This is a genomic window from Paenibacillus sp. NPDC057886 (assembly GCF_042796655.1).
GTDB lineage: Bacteria > Bacillota > Bacilli > Paenibacillales > Paenibacillaceae > Paenibacillus.
Genome location: NZ_JBHVMZ010000005.1, coordinates 390,643 through 410,106 on the forward strand (window position 1 = coordinate 390,643; position 19,464 = coordinate 410,106).

At 46.3% G+C, this 19,464-nt stretch carries 11 protein-coding genes; 8 read left to right on the forward strand and 3 right to left on the reverse strand.

Features of this window, described 5'->3' with window-relative positions:
* The first annotated feature begins 10 nt into the window (after nt 1–10).
* Both ACFVQB_RS18970 and ACFVQB_RS18975 read left to right on the forward strand, forming a co-directional pair.
* Nucleotides 11–889 (forward strand): carbohydrate ABC transporter permease, encoded by an 879-nt coding sequence (locus tag ACFVQB_RS18970; RefSeq protein WP_379442128.1) that lies wholly within the window; start codon nt 11–13, stop codon nt 887–889.
* 41 nt (nt 890–930) lie between these two features.
* Complete coding sequence (locus ACFVQB_RS18975) at nt 931–5,388, forward strand: carbohydrate binding domain-containing protein (RefSeq protein ID WP_379442131.1); 4,458 nt, start codon at nt 931–933, stop codon at nt 5,386–5,388.
* 172 nt (nt 5,389–5,560) lie between these two features.
* Here the strand turns inward: ACFVQB_RS18975 and ACFVQB_RS18980 are convergent, their stop codons facing one another.
* Nucleotides 5,561–6,217, reverse strand: coding sequence for a TetR/AcrR family transcriptional regulator (locus ACFVQB_RS18980; protein ID WP_379442135.1), 657 nt, complete (start codon nt 6,215–6,217; stop codon nt 5,561–5,563).
* Nucleotides 6,218–6,373: 156 nt separating this feature from the next.
* On the opposite strand from ACFVQB_RS18980, the gene ACFVQB_RS18985 reads away from it, so the two are divergent.
* The 3 genes from ACFVQB_RS18985 to ACFVQB_RS18995 all read left to right on the forward strand — a co-directional run bounded on the left by ACFVQB_RS18985 (nt 6,374) and on the right by ACFVQB_RS18995 (nt 10,893).
* Nucleotides 6,374–7,216 carry an SDR family oxidoreductase gene (locus ACFVQB_RS18985; RefSeq protein WP_379442138.1) on the forward strand — a complete coding sequence of 281 codons (843 nt, stop codon included), beginning with the start codon at nt 6,374–6,376 and terminating at the stop codon, nt 7,214–7,216.
* Nucleotides 7,217–7,243: 27 nt separating this feature from the next.
* Nucleotides 7,244–8,275 (forward strand): aldo/keto reductase, encoded by a 1,032-nt coding sequence (locus ACFVQB_RS18990; RefSeq protein ID WP_379442140.1) that lies wholly within the window; start codon nt 7,244–7,246, stop codon nt 8,273–8,275.
* A 296-nt stretch (nt 8,276–8,571) separates the two neighbouring features.
* Nucleotides 8,572–10,893 carry a glycoside hydrolase family 95 protein gene (locus tag ACFVQB_RS18995; RefSeq protein ID WP_379442142.1) on the forward strand — a complete coding sequence of 774 codons (2,322 nt, stop codon included), beginning with the start codon at nt 8,572–8,574 and terminating at the stop codon, nt 10,891–10,893.
* A gap of 222 nt (nt 10,894–11,115) precedes the next feature.
* Here the strand turns inward: ACFVQB_RS18995 and ACFVQB_RS19000 are convergent, their stop codons facing one another.
* On the reverse strand, nt 11,116–11,871 hold the full coding sequence (locus ACFVQB_RS19000; protein ID WP_379442899.1) for an AraC family transcriptional regulator: 756 nt from the start codon (nt 11,869–11,871) through the stop codon (nt 11,116–11,118).
* 113 nt (nt 11,872–11,984) lie between these two features.
* The gene (locus ACFVQB_RS19005; RefSeq protein WP_379442145.1) at nt 11,985–12,842 is read right to left on the reverse strand and encodes a helix-turn-helix domain-containing protein; all 858 of its coding nucleotides are present in this window, start codon (nt 12,840–12,842) and stop codon (nt 11,985–11,987) included.
* A 160-nt stretch (nt 12,843–13,002) separates the two neighbouring features.
* On the opposite strand from ACFVQB_RS19005, the gene ACFVQB_RS19010 reads away from it, so the two are divergent.
* From ACFVQB_RS19010 to ACFVQB_RS19020, 3 genes are read left to right on the forward strand one after another with little or no spacing between them, the layout of a single operon-like run.
* Nucleotides 13,003–15,039 carry a hypothetical protein gene (locus ACFVQB_RS19010; RefSeq protein ID WP_379442149.1) on the forward strand — a complete coding sequence of 679 codons (2,037 nt, stop codon included), beginning with the start codon at nt 13,003–13,005 and terminating at the stop codon, nt 15,037–15,039.
* Nucleotides 15,024–17,933: a glycosyl hydrolase 115 family protein gene (locus tag ACFVQB_RS19015; RefSeq protein ID WP_379442153.1), complete on the forward strand. Its 2,910-nt coding sequence runs from the start codon at nt 15,024–15,026 to the stop codon at nt 17,931–17,933. The genes ACFVQB_RS19010 and ACFVQB_RS19015 overlap by 16 nt, the downstream gene beginning before the upstream one ends.
* Nucleotides 17,930–19,396 carry a glycoside hydrolase family 43 protein gene (locus ACFVQB_RS19020; protein WP_379442157.1) on the forward strand — a complete coding sequence of 489 codons (1,467 nt, stop codon included), beginning with the start codon at nt 17,930–17,932 and terminating at the stop codon, nt 19,394–19,396. The genes ACFVQB_RS19015 and ACFVQB_RS19020 overlap by 4 nt, the downstream gene beginning before the upstream one ends.
* Nucleotides 19,397–19,464: the final 68 nt, after the last annotated feature.

The window sequence follows — 19,464 nt, forward strand, 5'->3', positions numbered from 1 at the left end:
AGCAAAGGGCTTGTATTATAAAACTAGAGGATATCGAATATTCAGCATAGCTAATTACACTTTTCTTGGCATTTTATCATTGCTCTGCATTTTGCCTATCATTCATATATTAGCCGTTTCATTCAGCAGTATGGCGCCAGCGTCCTCCAATCTGGTCAGCTTCTGGCCAATCGGTTTTACAACGGACGCCTACGTAAAGACATTCGGAAATTCGAACTTTATCAACTCCCTTCTGGTATCGGTCAAACGAACCATAATTGCTACCATCATCGGTATGGTCATCATGCTGATTACAGCATTTCCGTTGTCGAAGGAGGACCTCAGTTTTAAAGGCCGCTCCTTGTACACCTGGTTTTTTGTATTCACCATTTTGTTCAGCGGCGGTTTGATACCAAGTTACATTCTTATACAGAAGCTTGGTTTGATGAATACAATCTGGGCGCTTATTCTACCTGGAGCCCTGTCGGTATGGAATGTCATTCTCATGATGAATTTCTTTCGAGGACTGCCAAAAGAGCTTGAAGAAGCTGCCTATTTGGATGGAGCAGGCCACATCAAAACATTGATTCTGGTTTACGTTCCATTGTCGCTTCCGGCAATCGCTACGCTTTCCTTGTTTACCATGGTATATCAATGGAATTCCTGGTTTGACGGCATGATCTATATGTCTGATATAAAAAATTATCCACTTGCTTCCCTGCTCCAGACGATCATTGTTCAGCAGGATCTCAGCAAAATTAATGTGGACCCTTCCATGCTGGAAAATATCTCGCAGCGAACGGTACGCGCAGCACAGATTTTTATCGGTGCGCTTCCGATCCTGCTTGTATATCCATTTTTGCAACGCTTTTTTGTCAAAGGAATCGTCATTGGAGCAGTTAAAGAGTAGAAAGGCAAAGCAATGACAACAGAGCTGAGGGAGGAAGTAAGATGAGAAGAGGACTGGCATGTATAGTTGCAGGGTGTATAGTGACTTCACTCGTTTTGCCAGCATTCGCTGGAGCAGAACGTTTACAGGGGCAAGCGGAAACGGGGAACTTGCAGGCGAAAAGCCTGCATTCCTCTGTTTCCTATAAAGACCTGACCGGGCACTGGTCGCAGCCCGCTGTCATGCGGATGCAAGGTATGGCTTTACTGCAAGGATACACAGACGGTACGTTCAAGCCAAATCAGGTGATTAGCCGGGCTGAATTTGTTTCGATTCTGGATCGAATTTTTGGCTTCACAGCTGGCCAGACCTCCAATTCATTTGCAGACACGGCAACAGGAGCATGGTATTATGACGCGCTAACACGTGCAATCTCGTCCGGCATTATTCAGGGAACTGATCCTGAACATCTGTCTCCAGAGGAGCCAATAACTCGACAGGATGCAGCTGTCATGGTGGATCGCGCGTTTCAACTTTCAACCGGTATAGAAAAGGATCGGGAACTATTGAAGTTTCAAGATGCCAATGATGTTTCCAGTTACGCAAAGAAAGCGCTTACTTATTTGGTCGGTGAACATATTGTAAAAGGGTACCAAGGTAAATTAAATCCTAAATCCCCCATTACACGAGCGGAGACAGCAGAACTGTTGTCTTCCATGATTGCAGATGTCAAAGCCTCACCTGGTACTTATGAATCCAAGGTAGAGGGCAACTTGATTGTGCGCACATCCAACATTACGTTAAAAAACACGATTGTGAACGGAAACTTGTTGCTCACTGAAGGGATTGAAGAGGGTTCCGTTGTGCTTCAGGGGGTAACCGTTACTGGAAGTGTCATAGTTAAAGGTGGGGGCAGTCATTCCATTGATATTAGCAACTCCAAGGTGAATCGAATCGTCATTGACAAATGCGGGGAACCCGTCAGAGTCGCCATTGCGAAAGGAAGCAAAATTCAAGAGATGATTATAATGCAGAAAGCCATCGTAGAACTATCCGCAAATAGCTTGATTGATTCCGTGACCGTTCTCTCGGAGGCGCAACAGACCCGGATTGACGCAAAAGGTGAGATTAACAATCTAAGTGTGGATGCGAGCGATGTTGTGGTCAATGGAGAAAGGGTTAAACCAGGATTGCGTACCTCCATAAAGGGTAAAACTGAACAGCCTGTTCCATCTACCCCTGGTAATTCAGGAAATGTGTCGAACGATTCAATTCCATCTGCTCCTGGCGGACAGACGCCAACAACACCATCATCGCCAAGCAATCCGTCAGGTGAAAAACCGATTCCTGCAACGACGATCCCCCATGATCAATGGGAGCTTGTCTGGAATGATGAATTCAACGGGTCAGCGATCGATTCTTCCAAATGGACTGTGCAGGATACGGGGCTGGTCTATAACAATGAAATGCAATATTACAGCCCGGATAATGCTCGCATTGTGAAGGATCAGAATCGAAGCGTTTTGCAAATCGAAGCGAAACGCGATCAGAAAAACGGTAAAGATTACACCTCCGGCAAATTGATTTCCATGGGGAAAGGCGACTGGACCTACGGCAAGGTGGTTGTTCGTGCGAAGCTGCCTGTAGAAAAAGGCATGTGGCCAGCCATATGGATGATGCCGACAGCTGAAGCGCATTATGGAGGATGGCCAGCGTCTGGAGAAATTGACATTATGGAGCTGATTGGTGGCAAGGAGAGCAGCAACAAGGTATATAGCACATTGCATTATGACGCTGTGAAGCCTGATGGTTCTCATGGACACGACCAGGGTAGCCTCACGCTCCCGGAAGGAAAATCCTTCGCTGATGATTATCATGATTTCCAGGTGGAGTGGCTTCCAGGCATGATTCGTTTCTATGTGGATGGCAAGCTGCACCATGAAGTGACCAACTGGCAGACAAAGGCTGCGGGTCAGCCGGAATATTTTACTTTTCCTGCGCCATTTGATCGTCCATTTTATCTTATTCTGAATTTGGCGGTTGGAGGAGACTGGCCGGGATCACCGGAAAGCGATTTTACTTCAGAAGCGATGAATGTTGATTTTGTGCGCGTGTACTCTTACAAAAACTTAAACCAATGGCCTGATGTAACCCTGAATCCAATAGAACCAAAACCGCTGCGTGAACCACAAGCTGATGGGAATATGATCTATAATGACCAGTTTAAGGAAGGATCTGGCTCAAACGGTGTTCCTCTTCAATGGCAGTTCATTACAAATGCTGGCGGAGCTGGTGATGTTACCATTGTTGAAGATGAGCAGAAAGGAAAAGCGGCGAAAGTAGCCATTGCAAAAGCCGGAACTGAAAATTATTCGGTTCAGCTCACACAGATGCCGATCTTCGTCAAGAAGAATAAAAAATACAAGATACAGTTTGATGCCAAAGCATCTGCTGACCGTACCATCCGCTCGAAAGTAACCCAATTCGAAAAAAGCTGGACGAACTATTCTGGGGAGCAATCATTTGCCGTCTCAACGGATTGGAAATCTTACGAATATACGTTCAACATGCGAGATGGTTCTGATGCTAATGCCAGGTTCGAATTTAATTTGGGGCTGGATGAATCAACTGTTCTGCTCGCGAATGTCCGTCTGGCAGAGGTAAGTGACGCTGACCCGTTGACTGTGGAACGGAATGCACTGCCTGATGGCAACTTCATCTTCAATGGAACTTTTGATCAAGGCAAGGAACGTCTGGGATTCTGGTCAAACAACATTCATGAGGGTGCATTAGCCAGGATCAGCGTAAATAACTTTTCGAAATTCCCGATTATGGAGCGCCAACTGGTTGTTGATGTGACGCAAACGAATGGTGAGCCTGAGCAGGTTGCGGTAACCCAACCGAATATGAAGCTGGAGGCGAATACAACATATGGCTTCTCCTTCGATGCTAAGGCAGATATCCCACGGAGTATGAACATTGATCTGATAAGCAGTGACGGACATTCCGTTCAGGTCCATCAGGGCACGAATCTTCAGCTTGGCCAGGAGATGAAGACGTATGCCGGAGAAATCATGATTGGCGATGGATTGTCGACTGCGAATGCCGAGCTTAGACTCTTATTTGGCAGCTCCAAGGGCACAGCTTATGTAGACAATGTTCGTCTGACGAAACGTGGTAAACCTGTATCGGTCAATGGCTACGCACATGTGCCTGCAACCGAAGCCTGGAATATGCAAGGACTGCAACTGGAGAATTCTGTCGAAGGGGGTAAGCATGTCAGTTACATGGATAAAGGCGATCTGCTGCAATACAAGATTGATGTAGCTAATGACGGCCTTTACGTACTGTCTGCCCGAATGGCCAGTGGCAAAAGCGATTCGAACGTTCGTTTCAGCATTAAGGACGAACATGGCACCACTGTCGCTCAATCCGACCTCATTCTTGGGGATACGGGTGGATGGCAGACGTACAAAACGGTTTATTTTTCTCCCGTTTCCTTAACGGCAAGAAGCCAATATTATGTTGATTTTGAAGGCGAAAATTATAATACACGCTGGGTGGATATTTCACAGAATAAAGTTCAAAATGGAGAACTTGCAGCAGACCCAAATTATTGGGAGTTGATCCCCAATGTTCTGACAGCCACAAATACAGAGAATTCAGGCATGACGATTGACTTACCGGGCACGAGCACGAATTGGTGGGATGCCTTGCTGCAACAAAGTCAGATTGAGCTTGATGCAGGCAAAACATATCGGCTCACATTCGAAGCATCGGCATCCAGTCCAAAAACAATGCAAACCGTAATCTCGCAGAGCGCTGGTGAATATGCGAAGTATATGGAACAGCAAGCCCAGCTAACCGAGAGCAAACAGCAGTATGCTTATACATTTACGATGGGGGATACAACGGATGACGCAGCAGTGCTTGCATTTGGCTTGGGCTCTCCTGCATCAACCGGCCCACATACCATGTCCATCCAAAATGTGTTGTTATTTGAGGTCAATCAGAGCGCAGACCAAGGCGGACAGCCCACTCATGTAAATCTAATTCCGAATGGTGATTTCACTAAAGGGAGTGAAGGTTGGTTTACGTATGCAGAGGGGGGCTCAAAAAACCTTGAGATGAACGTTAGCAATCAACAGCTCCATGCGAAAATTGGAAATGCAGGGCAGAATCCATGGGATCGTCAAGTCATCAACGAAGGATTTGGCATTCAGCAAGGTTTCAAATACAAGCTGACGTTTAAGGCCAAAGCCGAAAAGGCGCGAAAATTGGGCCTGGGCATCGGATGGGTTGATGTAGCATTGAATTATGAATGGCATGGTTTCTTTGGTGAACAGATTGATCTGAACAATGAAGAACAGGAGTTCACCTTTACTTTTGATGCAACAGAGGAAAGCTATCCGAACACCCGACTCTCTTTTGACATGGGCAACATTTCGGGTACAGAAGATGGAGATACAACCATCACGTTGTCTGATGTGAGTTTGATCAATCTGGGGCCTGCCAAGTAACTTCATACACCGTATTAATTATTTGACAGCGATTACAAAGTCGGTGTGAAATACAGTTGAAGATCGTACAAGTCATCATTCAGGCGGCCCGCCAGTAAGTGCCAGCTTGAGAAGCGATTAATTCCGACGAAATTGCACGCCAAGCCGCCTAACAGGCGGCCTTTTTCTATCCTTATAAATAGCGTGAATTCTTTGTAACAAAGAAACCTATAGACTCCTTAACAGGAGAGTCATCCAAGCTATGGAGGTACTCTTCCTTGAGAAGTTTACGTTTTTGCATATTATAATAATCCATTAAGGCGTTTTGAAGCAGCAGATTATGACGGATCAGGAATGAAGGATCTAGAATTCGACGTAAAATGACTTGGTCATCCAGGACAAATATTGCAGCGTTAACCGGGTGGAAGATCCCATTTTCCAAACCCATCCGGTACAATTCCTCAAGCTGAGTAAAGCGAAAGTGCTGTGCATCGACAATCTCTTCATACAGAAATGGTTGATTATTTTTGAAATCATCAAAAAAATGCTCAGGAAAATAAAAGTTGATCATTAATGATTGTTCAAAGGTTTTTTGGTAGCGAACAATCACAGAGTCATCCTCATGAAAAGAAAAGATGTCTTCATTACGAAGATAATCCTTAAAATTAGAGATGACAGAAGCCAAAATGTCGTCTTTAGATGAAAAGTATTTGTACATTGTTACTTTACTTACATCCATGCACTTTGCCATGTCTTCCGCACGCATGTTAGTTAGGCTCTCTTTGCGAGCTTGATGAATGAGGCGATAAATCATCGCTCGTCGTGTTTCTTCACGTTGATTGTCAATCATTGTTCTCCCCCTATCTATATAACTGTTAGTATAACACGATTTAAAGTTTCGAAAACCAAAAATACCGCATTAACTGAATAAGTTGAATTGGTTAATTCGGTATGCTATTATATTTCTTGTAAAGAAAACAATATATGATGCGGAGGCGAAAGATACATGAAAACATGGTTCATTACAGGTACATCAGGCGGATTTGGACGCATCATGACGGAAATGCTCTTGGAAAGAGGAGACCGGGTTGCTGCTACGCTTCGCAAACCTCAAGCACTGGATGATTTAAAGGAGCAATATGGGGAGCAACTTTGGATCGCTTCGCTGGATGTGACAAATACAGAAGCAATTAACCAAGTGATTCATAGCGCTTTTGAAGAATTGGGCCATATTGATGTCATCGTAAATAATGCTGGATATGGTTTGTTTGGAGCAGCTGAGGAAATTAGCAACGAGCAATTAAACCATCTTATTCAAACAAATGTCGTTGGCTCTCTGCAAGTGACCCGCGCGACGTTGCCTTATCTTCGTTCGCAGGGCGGTGGTCGCATCCTTCAACTATCCAGCATGGCTGGTCAAACGGGTTTTCCTGCATTAAGCATGTACAACATGTCCAAATGGGCAGTAGAAGGGTTTATTGAAGCTCTCTCACAAGAAGTTGCTGCCTTTAATATTCAGACAACGTTGATTGAGCCTGGATCAGCTCGCACGAACTTTTCGGGAAGCAGTCTAATCGTAGCTGAAGGAATCGAAGATTACGCCCAGACTCCGGTTGGTTATATGCGGCAGATGGCTGAACAACCAAGTGATCGGCATACCCCAGGAGACCCTGTCAAAATGGTTAAAGCAATGATTGATGTAGCTGATGCGGACAACGCTCCCCTTCGATTAACATTAGGAAGCGATGCATACGAGGCGATTCACAAAAGTCTAAGCTCCCGCTTGGCGGCGCTTGAAGGACAAAGGGATACTGCCTATTCAACGGATTTTGAGCCGAAATCTGAATAATTCATCACGGAAAGGAACAAAACGATTATGGAATATGTGAAGTTAGGCAATACTGGGCTGGATGTCTCCAGAATAGCTCTTGGTTGCATGAGTTACGGGGAACCTGAACGCGGAAGACATCAATGGACATTGAATGAAGAAGCAAGTCGTCCCATGATAAAAAAAGCGCTTGACTTGGGCATCAATTTTTTTGATACGGCAAATGAATATCAGAAAGGCAGCAGCGAAGAAATTGTTGGCAGGGCTTTAAAGGATTTTGCCAACCGGGATGAAGTAGTCATCGCAACAAAAGTGTTTGCCGGAATGAGAGAAGGACAAAATGCGGTAGGACTCTCTCGAAAGGCTATCATGACAGAGGTTGATCACAGCCTTAAACGTCTGGGTACCGATTACATTGATCTTTATCAAGTCCATAGTTGGGACTACAATACTCCAATTGAAGAGACGATTGAAGCATTACATGACGTAGTAAAAGCTGGCAAGGCACGTTATATTGGAGCTTCCAATATGTATACCTGGCAATTCCAAAAAGCACTTTATACGGCCGAACGACATGGATGGACCCGATTTGTCAGTATGCAAAACCATCTGAATTTATTGTACCGGGAGGAAGAACGGGAAAAGCTGCCGTTTTGCAAAGAGGAAAAAATCGGTGTAATTCCATGGAGTCCTTTAGCCAGGGGCCGATTAACCAGAAACTGGGACGAAACAAGTTACCGTGCGGACAACGATCAATTTGGCAAAATACTATATCAGGCAACAGCGGAATCTGATCGGAAAGTTATTGAAGCAGTCAATGAGGTAGCGGAATCACGTGGCGTTCCTCGCGCTCAAGTCGCTTTGGCATGGGTGCTGCAGAAAGATGTTGTTACAGCTCCAATCGTAGGAGCTACTAAAGAGCAGCATTTAACTGACGCAGTAGCAGCACTGAATCTTCGACTAACTGACGAAGAAATAGAGAAACTGGAGCATGCCTATGTTCCGCACCCGGATAATCTTTCTTTTTATGCGAGACAAAGCACTTTGATGAAATCGGCATCAGCTCCATCGCGACAATAATGTTTTGTTTGAAGCAATACAGAGAACTCAGAATTGGGTGCCCTCTATATTAATAGGAATTAGGTTAGCCAGTAATTCTGGCTAACCTTTTTGGTTTCATGATCACTTACATATTAGAGTGATACTATCCAGACGCTCAAATGGGAGTTGGCTCTAACTAATCACAAAAGCGTTCAATCTGGTTAGGATAGTGAATCTTAATGTTAGTATTCTTCATTTAGTTACTTGAAGAGTCGAGATAAACTGAAATAGTAAACTGGAGAAACATACGAATTAAGTTCCCTTGGAGGTATGAAATGAATTCTAACAACGTCTGGTTTGATCAACCTGCTGAAATATGGGAAGAAGCGTTTCCAATAGGTAATGGCACACTTGGAGGCATGGTTTTTGGGAAGAAACACATCGAAAGAGTTCAGTTGAATGAGGATAGTCTATGGTACGGTGGACCAATGGAGCGAAACAATCCGCACACCCTTGAATCATTGGAGCAAATTCGGAGCCTTGTTTTTAATGGGGAAATTAGTAAAGCGGAGGAGCTCGCAGCCGTTGCTTTGGTAGGTGTACCTGACGGGCAGCGGCATTATGAGCCATTAGGAGATCTTTACATAGCCATGGATCACGCTGAAGAAGAGGTCAGCAATTATCAAAGACATCTTGATCTTGATCAAGGAACGGCGTGCGTCGAATACACTGTCAATGAAGTGAAGTATCGGCGTGAGTACTTTTCAAGTTTTCCCGATCAGGTACTTGTTGTTCATTTACATTCCAGCAAGGCTGGTCAACTGTCATTCTCAACGTTGTTCGGGAGAGGGACGATACTGGAAGCAACACCATGGTCAGGCACTCTTAAGCATCCTGTAGGTTTCCAGGCGTATCTGGACCGTATTGAACAACGTGGAACCCACGATATGATCATTCGTGGAAGAAGTGGTGGGGAAGGGGGGATACGGTTCTGTTGTGCTATTCGGGTAGTGCCCGAAGGGGGACGGGTTAGTTATTCAAGCGGTCAAATTTTTATGAAAAATAGTCATTCGGCAACCGTTCTGATCTCGGCTTGTACGGATTTCCGGGTTCCCGTAGAACAACTGGAAGCAGAGTGTATTCGAAGAATTGACGCTGCCTCCGCCAAGTCATACCATCAACTAGTAACGGATCATGTCTTGGACTATCAATCTCTATTTAACCGGATGGATATCCATCTTGAAGGTGGGGATGATGCCGTAGTACGTTCCAAACTTCCAATGAATCAGCGATTGGAGCGGCTTAGAACAGGGAAGCACGATCCCGAGTTGATGAGTCTGTACTTTCAATTTGGCCGATATCTGCTCATTTCCAGCAGCCGGCCAGGCTCGTTACCGGCTAATCTCCAAGGGATATGGAATAAAGACATGCTCCCAATATGGGATAGTAAATATACGATCAACATTAATACACAGATGAACTACTGGCCTGCGGAAAGCTGTAATCTCGCTGAATGTCATGTCCCTTTGTTTGATTTTATAGAAAGACTGCAAGTTCGGGGAAAGGAAACCGCTCAAACCATGTATGGATGCAAAGGGTTCGTGGCGCATCACAATTCGGACATCTGGGCAGACACTGCACCGCAGGATGTATGTCTGACTTCGACGTTTTGGACGATGGGGGGAGCATGGCTGTCATTGCACTTATGGGACCACTATGAATACAATAGGGATACTTCATTTCTAAAAAAGGTTTACTTCATAATGAAAGATGCAGCCCTGTTCATTCTGGATTATGTAGTGGAGGACCCCTCCGGAAAGTTGGTTATCTGTCCATCGTCGTCACCGGAAAACCGTTATATCTTGACGAATGGAGAGTCGGGAGCCTTATGTTACGGAGCTTCAATGGACAATCAGATTATCAGGGAGCTTTTTACACGATGCATTGAAAGTACACGTATTCTGAACGAAGATCAGGAGTTTGGAGATACGTTACGTGAGACTTTGAGTAAAGTTCCGGAGACCAGTATTGGAAAACACGGGCAGATCCAGGAGTGGAGCATCGATTACGATGAGCTGGAACCTGGTCACAGACATATATCCCATTTGTTTGCTCTGCATCCAGGATCACAGATTACGCCGACATCAACTCCTGATTTGGCTAAGGCAGCCCGCGTAACGTTGGACAGAAGGCTGGAACACGGTGGCGGGCATACCGGATGGAGCAGGGCATGGATTCTAAATATGTGGGCAAGGCTGGAGGAGGCTGAACTGGCTCACGATAATATTGTGGAACTGCTGCGTTCCTCAACATTACCCAATCTGTTCTGTGATCATCCTCCGTTTCAAATCGATGGAAACCTGGGAGGCACCGCAGGCATCGCTGAAATGCTTCTTCAGAGTCATGGCGGAGAACTTCGATTGCTTCCTGCTCTACCCAAGGCATGGGCAAAAGGAGCTATCCGTGGGATCCGAGCTCGGGGTGGGTTCGAAGTCGATATGGAATGGGAAGGTGGACATCTTGTTTATGCCAAAATACGGGCTGTAGAGAAATCAAAAGTCTCGGTATCCTATCAGGAACAGAGAATGGAACTAACCTTTCCAGAACCGGAATATACGATTTCATTGAAAGGGAACGACTTGACTGTTTGCATATAATAATCTAATGCTATAAATAGATATGGGAAAGTATAGAAGTCGCTGATTCGAATAGAATCAGTGACTTCTTTTTTATGAAGAAGTAGAGACGTACAGTTACTTTCTCCTTTTTTTGATAGATACGATAGATCAAATTTTCACTCCTTCATATATAGGTCCCGGTATTGCTGAGGCGTGCGCCCGAAGCATTCCTGGAACTTTTTGTAGAAAAAACTAAGGTTACTATGACCAGTTGTGCTGGCAATTGTCGTAGATGGGACGATTGGTATTCGCCAACAAGAACAAAGCATAATTCAGTTTTTCGCGTAGTACCAGTTCCTTGAACGTATGTCCGGTGGATTTTTTGATAAGGGTGGATAAGTAGTTGGGATTGAAGTTAAAATGATCTGCTACTGAGGCCAACGAGCAATCCATGTAATGCAGCTCAATATACTTCAGGATTTCGATAATGGTCACTTTACCGTTTGCTTCGGGACGATTTGTATCGTACTGATATACACGCAGCAGTTCATAGAAAATTAACTGCATATAGGAGCTCATGATTTCGGATGAACCGAGTGACCTGTCGTAATATTCACAAAGTAATTGCTTGAACAGAATTGGAAGATTGGAGTTGTGCTCGCTATGAAAAATAATGTAGCGGTTGTGATTATGCCGATCTGATATGGCACTTGCTAGAAATTGGGATAAAATTCCGTTGTTCGCAAGTCTGCTGAGGAAAGAAGAAGTAAAGTACGGTTTACGGATCAGAACGTTAATGATAATGTCCTCCTCCGAAGTGCTCATAATTGCATGAGGCACACCTGTGTCCAGAATGCAGATTTGTCCTTGTTTTAGTGTCACGTTCTTTCCGTTAATAATCTGGGAACACTGCCCCGTATACACAAAATTCAGTTCGATATATGAATGAATATGCATTGGCACTTTCGCGAAACGGATATGCTTGGATATGGCGATATTATCCTTGTCGGGGATCATGTCTGGAAAAACGTAAGCCTCCTGGCCATTCTCCAGAACTTTCTTCTGCAACGTTGGGTAAATTGAAGAAACTTTAGGAGAGAAGGTTAGAGGAATTCTGTTTTTATCCTTGCTTACTGTTCAACATCACTTCCTTTTTTCACAAATTTGCCGGGGGAAGTCCCGACCAGCTTGGTGAAGCTGCGAATAAAATTCGCATAGTCTCCAAAACCCGATTGATAACAGGCCTCCGTAATACTCATGCCCTCGGTTAAATAGTATTTCGACAACTCCACGCGCCGACTGAGAATGTACGCTCGAATGGTGATTCCCGTGTGTTTCTTGAATTGCCGACTGATATAGGTGCTATTCATGTACAATGCTTCTGACAAATCTTCAAGCGTCAGTTCCCCCGCAAGGTTGGCTTCAATATAGTCCATCGTGTTGCGAACCAGTTCAGGCATAATGTCTGTTGGAACAAAAGTGGTATTTTGAAACGCAAGATTCGTTATGACAAGCAACTGAGCAATCCGGACATTAGCCTGAATATCTGCTCCATAATCACTCGACGAAAGGCTCTGCTCAAGCTCGCGAGTTAATTGCAGCACCTGTTGCAGCTCGTCCTCTTCCAGATGTACGATATTGCCCTTGCCCTTGGGACGATAATCGAAGCATGCTGACAAGTTGGTGGCCGAACTAGACAAGCGGTTTAGATATGATTTTTTTAGATTAATGGTTATTCGCTCATATTCGTTTTTGTCCAGTGCAAAGGAACGGTGCATCTCCTCCGGGCTGAGAACGAGCAGATCGCCAGGCTGCAGATGGTAACAACGGTTTTCAATATAAAAATTTACATTTCCGCGAAGGAACAAATATAGCTCGTACGCATTATGACGATGATAGAACGTGCCCATGTTGTACGTGGTGACACGATGGAGATACAGCAGCTCAGTCTGGATGGGATCGAACAGATATTCCGAAGATTCATTCATACCAAACAGATGACCTCCTTGTCGTTTCGCGCAATAAATATAGCGATTTGTGCAATGAAATTGCAGACGTGAACCTATAAAATGTAATTATCCTAGCATGTTGGATCAAAAATTGCAAGCGCTTTCTAAACAAGCATCTACAACTCGATTGGAGGAGAATATGGAACTGATCTTCACTGCACGAAGCAGAACGCAGACAGGTACGGACTATACGGCTTTGACAGACCATAGTCTGGCGGCCAACGTTGATATGACAGGAGGTTCGGGAAGTGCAAGGGACCCCTGGCAGGCCAGTGTGAAAATTCGCAACTGCGGGGAAAATGCATGGTCCGGAGTCATTCATGTGGAGTTACCGTTTGACAAGCAAAATCCTCGGTTTTTCTTGCCTGCATTTATGTATGGACGCAACCGGGGAGAAACACCGCAAAATGTCCCCAATGAGTTTCCGAGATTGCGGGAAGGGAATCCGTCTCGCCCTTCGTCGCCATGGTGGATGGTTCGAAGTGATCGGCTGTCACATCCGGCCGCACTCGTCTATGATGAGGGTCACGTATATGGCCTGTGTGCAAGCCCTTACTGGATCAGCAGCGGCAGCGGCAAGCAACAGTGGCAGCCAGGGCTGAATGGGACGTTTGTACAATACGGGGGATTTACTTGCTCCATTGAAAAAGGCACAGTCGGATACACATTGGGGTATGAGAATGCGCCATTATTATTTATCAAATCACGGCTTGTTCATGAACGGGCTGCCCTTGGGGAGAATTGCTTCGAACTGGCTGCCGGACAGACGGTTGAACTGACCCTAGATCTGTATGCTTACGAGTCGGCATCAGAGCTTGGCATCAATCCGGCGCTCGAAGCGATCTATGATCGGTATCACGAGCAGCCAAGAGAAGGCAGTGATATTCAGACCACGGTATCGGATTTATCCAGAGCCATCTACGAATATGCTTGGCTGCCAGAGGATCGTCATTACTCCACATTTGTATATGAGGATGCTGAAACCGGAGGCTACCGGTACAACAAAATTATCTCGATCAGTTGGACGAATGGCATGACCGTGGCTGCACCGATGCTGATGGCTGCGCTGCGGCTAAACGACGAACCCATGCGTCAGCAGGCGTTGTCCTGCATTACGAATATTATCGAACATGCGATGAATCCTGAATCCGGTCTTCCTTATGATGCTTATCAGGAAGGCACATGGAGCATAAAGGGCTGGTGGTTCGACGGAATGCGGACTCCGGGACATTCTGCATATCTGGTCGCTCAGGCCATGTTCTACATCCTGAAGTGCTACGATTATGAGCTGCGCATTCGGAATTACAGGCATGATGATTGGCTTGTATATGTCAAGCAGGTGCTTGATCATATGGAACGTACTAAAAATACGGATGGAGAGTATCCGATCATTTTGTCAGAGCGAACAGGAGCAGGTCTCGAATATGATGCCTTCAGCGGTGTCTGGTGTCTTGCTGCCATGGCATACTACAATTGGTTAACCAAAGATTCATCTTCGATGGAGGGGCTTAGACGGAGTGAAGCCCATTATTATGATACGTACGTCAAACATATGGAATGTTACGGCGCTCCGCTGGATGCGGATAAATCGGTCGATTCGGAAGGGATCCTGGCTTATATCAAAGCGGTTCGTTTTTTGCACGCGTTGACCGGAGATGATCTTTTCCTCGACCACATGAGGGACGCGATCAGTTATGAGTTCAGTTTCAAGTTTTGTTACAACTCACCCGTCAAGATTCCGCCGCTCAGTACATTGGGCTGGTCCAGTTCCGGGGGGAGTGTTACTTCAGTAGCCAATCCGCATATTCACCCCATGTCCAGTAACCTGGTGGATGAGCTGTTTTACTACGTACAACAGCGGGAGGACCCTTATGTTCTCCAGCGCATGATGGACACGATCGGCTGGGGCTGTCAGACATACAATCGCTATGATCAGGAATACGGCTATGGGAAAAAAGGATGGATGTCAGAACGGTTCTGCCATTCGGAAGGACTTGTCACCGAAAAGTACGCGGATGGCACTCCAGCCAGTACCTGGTTCTGTCTGATGCCTTGGGCTAGCGGCTCGGTCATCGAGGGACTTGCTGGCGACTACTGGGAATATGTACAGACAGGAGACAACTTGATTAATCATACAACTCATACAGCGGGAGGACGCGAATGGAATTCATTATAGGTAAACAGCGGGCAGCGGACAGCAGAGCAGATAAACAATCCGGCGTTGCATTCTACAATGAATCGGAAGCGTTTGCAGGGGTAGTCAAAGTAGCGGACAAAGTCCGAACGGATATCAGTCTGGTCACAGGTAAACTTCCCGAAACGACGCAGGATTTAAGTAGCCTGAATGGTGTACAGACCGTCATTTATGGTACTGCAGGCCACAGTCCAATACTGGATGCTCTTCATGCCAAGGGCCATATAGACTTGTCCGTTATCGAAGGCAAGCGTGAGGTCTACCTTTTTCAACTGGTTGAGGAGCCTGTGCCCGGTGTCTCCTGTGCGCTGGTCATTGCCGGCAGTGATAAGCGGGGGACAATGTACGGACTTTTTCATCTGTCCGAGTGCATGAGCGTTTCCCCGCTCGTCAACTGGTCTGATGTCAAACCGGTGAAGCGGGAGCAGGTCGTATTGACCATAGCCCACAACCACATCTCGAAAGAGCCGTCTGTCAAGTATAGAGGCATCTTCATCAATGATGAATGGCCCGCGTTTGGCACTTGGGCAACGCATCATTTTGGCGGATTGAATGCACGGATGTATGAGCATGTTTTCGAATTGCTACTGCGATTGAAAGCCAATTATCTCTGGCCCGCGATGTGGAACTCAAACTTCAGTTGCGACGGTCCTGATCTGCTGAGCGCTGAACTGGCTGACGAATATGGCATCGTCATGGGCACATCGCATCATGAGCCGTGCATGCGTCACGGTGAGGAATATGGCGAGGTCCGGGGAAAGGATTCTGTCTACGGAGACGCCTGGGATTTTCGGACTAACCGTGAAGGTATACTGCGTTTTTGGGAGGATGGTCTGGAGCGCAATTGTGCATTTGAAAATATCATTACAATGGGCATGCGTGGCGAGCAGGATTCAGCTATCCTGGGAGAAAAGGCGACTCTGAAGGACAATGTTGATCTGTTGAGAGACGTCATTCGGGAACAAAATCGGTTAATCCGGGAGCAAGTTAACGCTGATCTGTCACAGGTGGCTCGTAATCTCGTGATGTTTACAGAAGTGGAAGCATTTTTCTACGGTGACGAGCAGACGCCCGGTCTAATTGGTGATCCGGAGCTGGACGGTGTTACGCTCATGCTCAGTGATGACAACTTTGGCAATCTGCGAAGTGTGCCGAACGAAGAGATGCGCAAGCATGATGGCGGTTACGGATTGTATTACCATTTTGACTTTCATGGTGGTGCCTATGCATATGACTGGATGAACACCAATTATCTTCCCAAGGTGTGGGAGCAACTGACAACTGCCTATGATTACGGCATTCAGGAGATTTGGGTGGTGAATGTGGGGGATATTTGCTTCCAAGAGTACCCGCTGTCCTATTTCTTCGAACTGGCTTATGACATGGAGACATGGGGTTCCTCACAGCCGAACCGCACGGATGAATTCACGAAAAGCTGGATCCAAACACAATTCGGCGGAGTTTTTTCCGCTCAGGACTTGCAGCAGATGCAGGACATTCTGAACGGGTATACCCGTATCAACCATAATCGCAAACCTGAGGTGATGAATGCATCCGTTTATCACCCTGTGCATTATGGAGAAGCGGAGAATCTCCTTCGGCAAGCAGAGCGAATTACTGCTGTTGCTGTTGAACTCCGAGCACGCTGCCCGGAATGGGCTCTTCCTGCCTATTATGAGTTAGTTTATTTTCCGGTGGTAGCATCGATGAACTTGCAACGGATGCAGATTCTGGCGGGACGCAACGAGTTCTATGCCAGACAAAACCGGGTTGAAGCGAATGACCTGGCAGACGAGGTTGCACGTTGTATTCGAACAGATCGTGAATTGACGGAGGAACTGCACTGGATTAATCAGGGGAAATGGTACGGTATGGGTCTGTCCGAGCATGTAGGCTTCGTACACTGGAATGAGGAAGGCAATCGTTATCCACTCATGATCCGCATTGAACCAGCCAACAAGCCACGAATCATTGTGGCAAAGTCAGACGATTCAAGGTATACAGAAGGGTTTCTGTGGACGGGGAAAACGTTGTCTATTTACGATTTTTTGCGACCAGATGTAGAGCATGTTCAGATTGACATCGCCTGTGGAAGCCGAATGTCGGTAGCCTACCGAATCGTAACGGACTGTCCGTGGCTTTCTTTTTCTTCCATGGAAGGACTGGTGAGCAGGAAAGATGTGGTGACCTTGACGGTCGATCGAAGCCTGCTGACCGGCAAAGAAGTGGGCCAATTTTTCATTGAAGCACCGGAAACAAAGGTCAGGATTCAGGTATGGGCAGAGCCGATCCATCTGGAACATTTGAAGCCCATGACATTTCTGGAACGCGACAGTTACATTGCCATGGAAGCAGAGCATTATGCATACAAACATAATGTGCCCGGTTTTGCTTTTCATCAACTGCATGATTATGGACGTACTTGTTCTGGCATGAAGGTACTGCCGCCGCTTCACGATTTTACATCCAGCGTGGATCGTCCCTATCTGGAATATCATTTTGTAGCAGAGCAGACAGGTGTGTATCAAGCATCATACTATCTTGCTCCGTCCAATACAGCTCACATGGATCACAAATTGTATCTTGGCGTACAGGTGAATGAAGAAGAGGTTCAGGTACAGAATGCAGTTAGCGACCAGTTCCGTTCTCTGGATAATGGTTGCCCGGAATGGGTCTCTGCGGTCAAGGATAACATTCGTATTCACAGTAGTGAGATCAATTGCAAGCAAGGACTAAACACTTTGCGCATATATGCCATCAGTCCCATGCTGGTGCTGGAGAGAATTGTTCTTCATCCGATTGACAGCAAGCCTGCACGTTCATATTTGGGCCCGGTGGAGAGCTACTATGTAAAGAAGGTGGTGCAGAGACGATGAATATGTCCAGCGTAAAAAAAGCCATTGGCAAGCTGCCGCGTAACGGAAACCCGCTGATGTCTCACAAATTTGGAGCAGATCCTTATGCACTGGTATACGGTGAACGGGTCTATATATTCATGACGGGTGACCGATTAGAATACGATGAGCAAGGACGGCCACAGCCTAACAGCTACAAGTCTATCAATCGGATCGCTGTGATCTCTTCCGACGATCTGGTCAACTGGACAGATCACAGTTACATTCAGGTGGCAGGGCCTGATGGTGCAGCTCAGTGGGCAAGCCAATCATGGGCACCCGCGGCTGTGCATAAGATCATCGATAACCAAGACCGGTTTTTTCTCTATTTTGCCAACAATGCGAGTGGAATTGGAGTGTTGTCCGCTGACAGTCCGCTTGGGCCATGGGTAGACCCGATTGGCGAAGCGCTGATTACGAGAGCTACCCCTGGTGTTGAAAACGTAACCTGGTTGTTTGATCCTGCTGTGCTGGTGGATGAAGACGGCAAGGGATACATTTATTTTGGCGGAGGTGTACCCGAGAATCAATACGAGAATCCAGGGACTGCACGTGTGATGGCATTGTCTGACGATATGGTTCATGTGCAGGGCAAAGCCGAGACCATTCCTGCTCCCTACATGTTTGAGGATGCGGGAATTCATAAATTTGAGGGAACCTATTATTATACGTACTGCTCAAACTTCTATGACGGAATCCGCGCGGAAGGCAGTCCGCCTGCCGGCGAGATTGCTTACATGACCAGCGATAAACCGATGGGTCCATGGGTATACCAGGGGACGATTCTCAAAAATCCGGGTCATTTTTTCGGAGTCTCCGGAAATAACCATCATGCTATTTTTTCGTTTCAAAATAACTGGTATATCGCTTACCATGCCCAGACGTTATCACAGTTCTTGGACATTCCTGAAGGATACCGTTCGACACATCTCAATCGTTTGTATCATGAAGAAGACGGGAGCATTCGTGATGTAAACGCCGACTATCGAGGAGTGGAGCAGGCCAAATGGTTCAATCCTTATCACTGGACAACCGTACCAACGATTGGTTGGTCTTCTGGTGTGAAGACAGAACGGACCACTGAAGCTGAAGTGGAGGTCGGGAAAGGATCAGATGCTCCGGTTACTGTAATGAAACGTGGCGACTGGATTGCGATAGCAGCTGCGAATTTGGACATCCAATCAGCTTCCCGTTTCAGGGCAATCATCTCCAATGGAGACTTCGAAGGAGTGCTGGAGCTACGCATGGATCAGAAGGATGGAGAACTGATCGGTGAACTGCCTATCCCGGCTGCGCAATCACAGGATTCATGGACAGAGCAGGTGGCTGCCGTTGAAGGGGGGCAAGGCATTCATGATCTGTATTTGGTTGCTGGAAGTTCATCCGAGCAGTTTGAGATTCGTTTAAAAGCCTGGGTCATCGAAGGGGCCAACTCCACGGAGTAGAATTACATTCAAGCCAGAACTGCAGCAGGAACTATACATGATTCCGCCGATAGGAGAGAGTGCTACCG

Bases quoted from the DNA above. Each gene is read 5' to 3' on its own strand.
- ACFVQB_RS18975 (WP_379442131.1), top strand. From the start codon at position 931: ATGAGAAGAGGACTGGCATGTATAGTTGCAGGGTGTATAGTGACTTCA.
- ACFVQB_RS18980 (WP_379442135.1), bottom strand. From the start codon at position 6,217: ATGATTGACAATCAACGTGAAGAAACACGACGAGCGATGATTTATCGC.
- ACFVQB_RS18985 (WP_379442138.1), top strand. From the start codon at position 6,374: ATGAAAACATGGTTCATTACAGGTACATCAGGCGGATTTGGACGCATC.
- ACFVQB_RS18990 (WP_379442140.1), top strand. From the start codon at position 7,244: ATGGAATATGTGAAGTTAGGCAATACTGGGCTGGATGTCTCCAGAATA.
- ACFVQB_RS18995 (WP_379442142.1), top strand. From the start codon at position 8,572: ATGAATTCTAACAACGTCTGGTTTGATCAACCTGCTGAAATATGGGAA.
- ACFVQB_RS19000 (WP_379442899.1), bottom strand. From the start codon at position 11,871: ATGATCCCCGACAAGGATAATATCGCCATATCCAAGCATATCCGTTTC.
- ACFVQB_RS19005 (WP_379442145.1), bottom strand. From the start codon at position 12,842: ATGAATGAATCTTCGGAATATCTGTTCGATCCCATCCAGACTGAGCTG.
- ACFVQB_RS19010 (WP_379442149.1), top strand. From the start codon at position 13,003: ATGGAACTGATCTTCACTGCACGAAGCAGAACGCAGACAGGTACGGAC.
- ACFVQB_RS19015 (WP_379442153.1), top strand. From the start codon at position 15,024: ATGGAATTCATTATAGGTAAACAGCGGGCAGCGGACAGCAGAGCAGAT.
- ACFVQB_RS19020 (WP_379442157.1), top strand. From the start codon at position 17,930: ATGAATATGTCCAGCGTAAAAAAAGCCATTGGCAAGCTGCCGCGTAAC.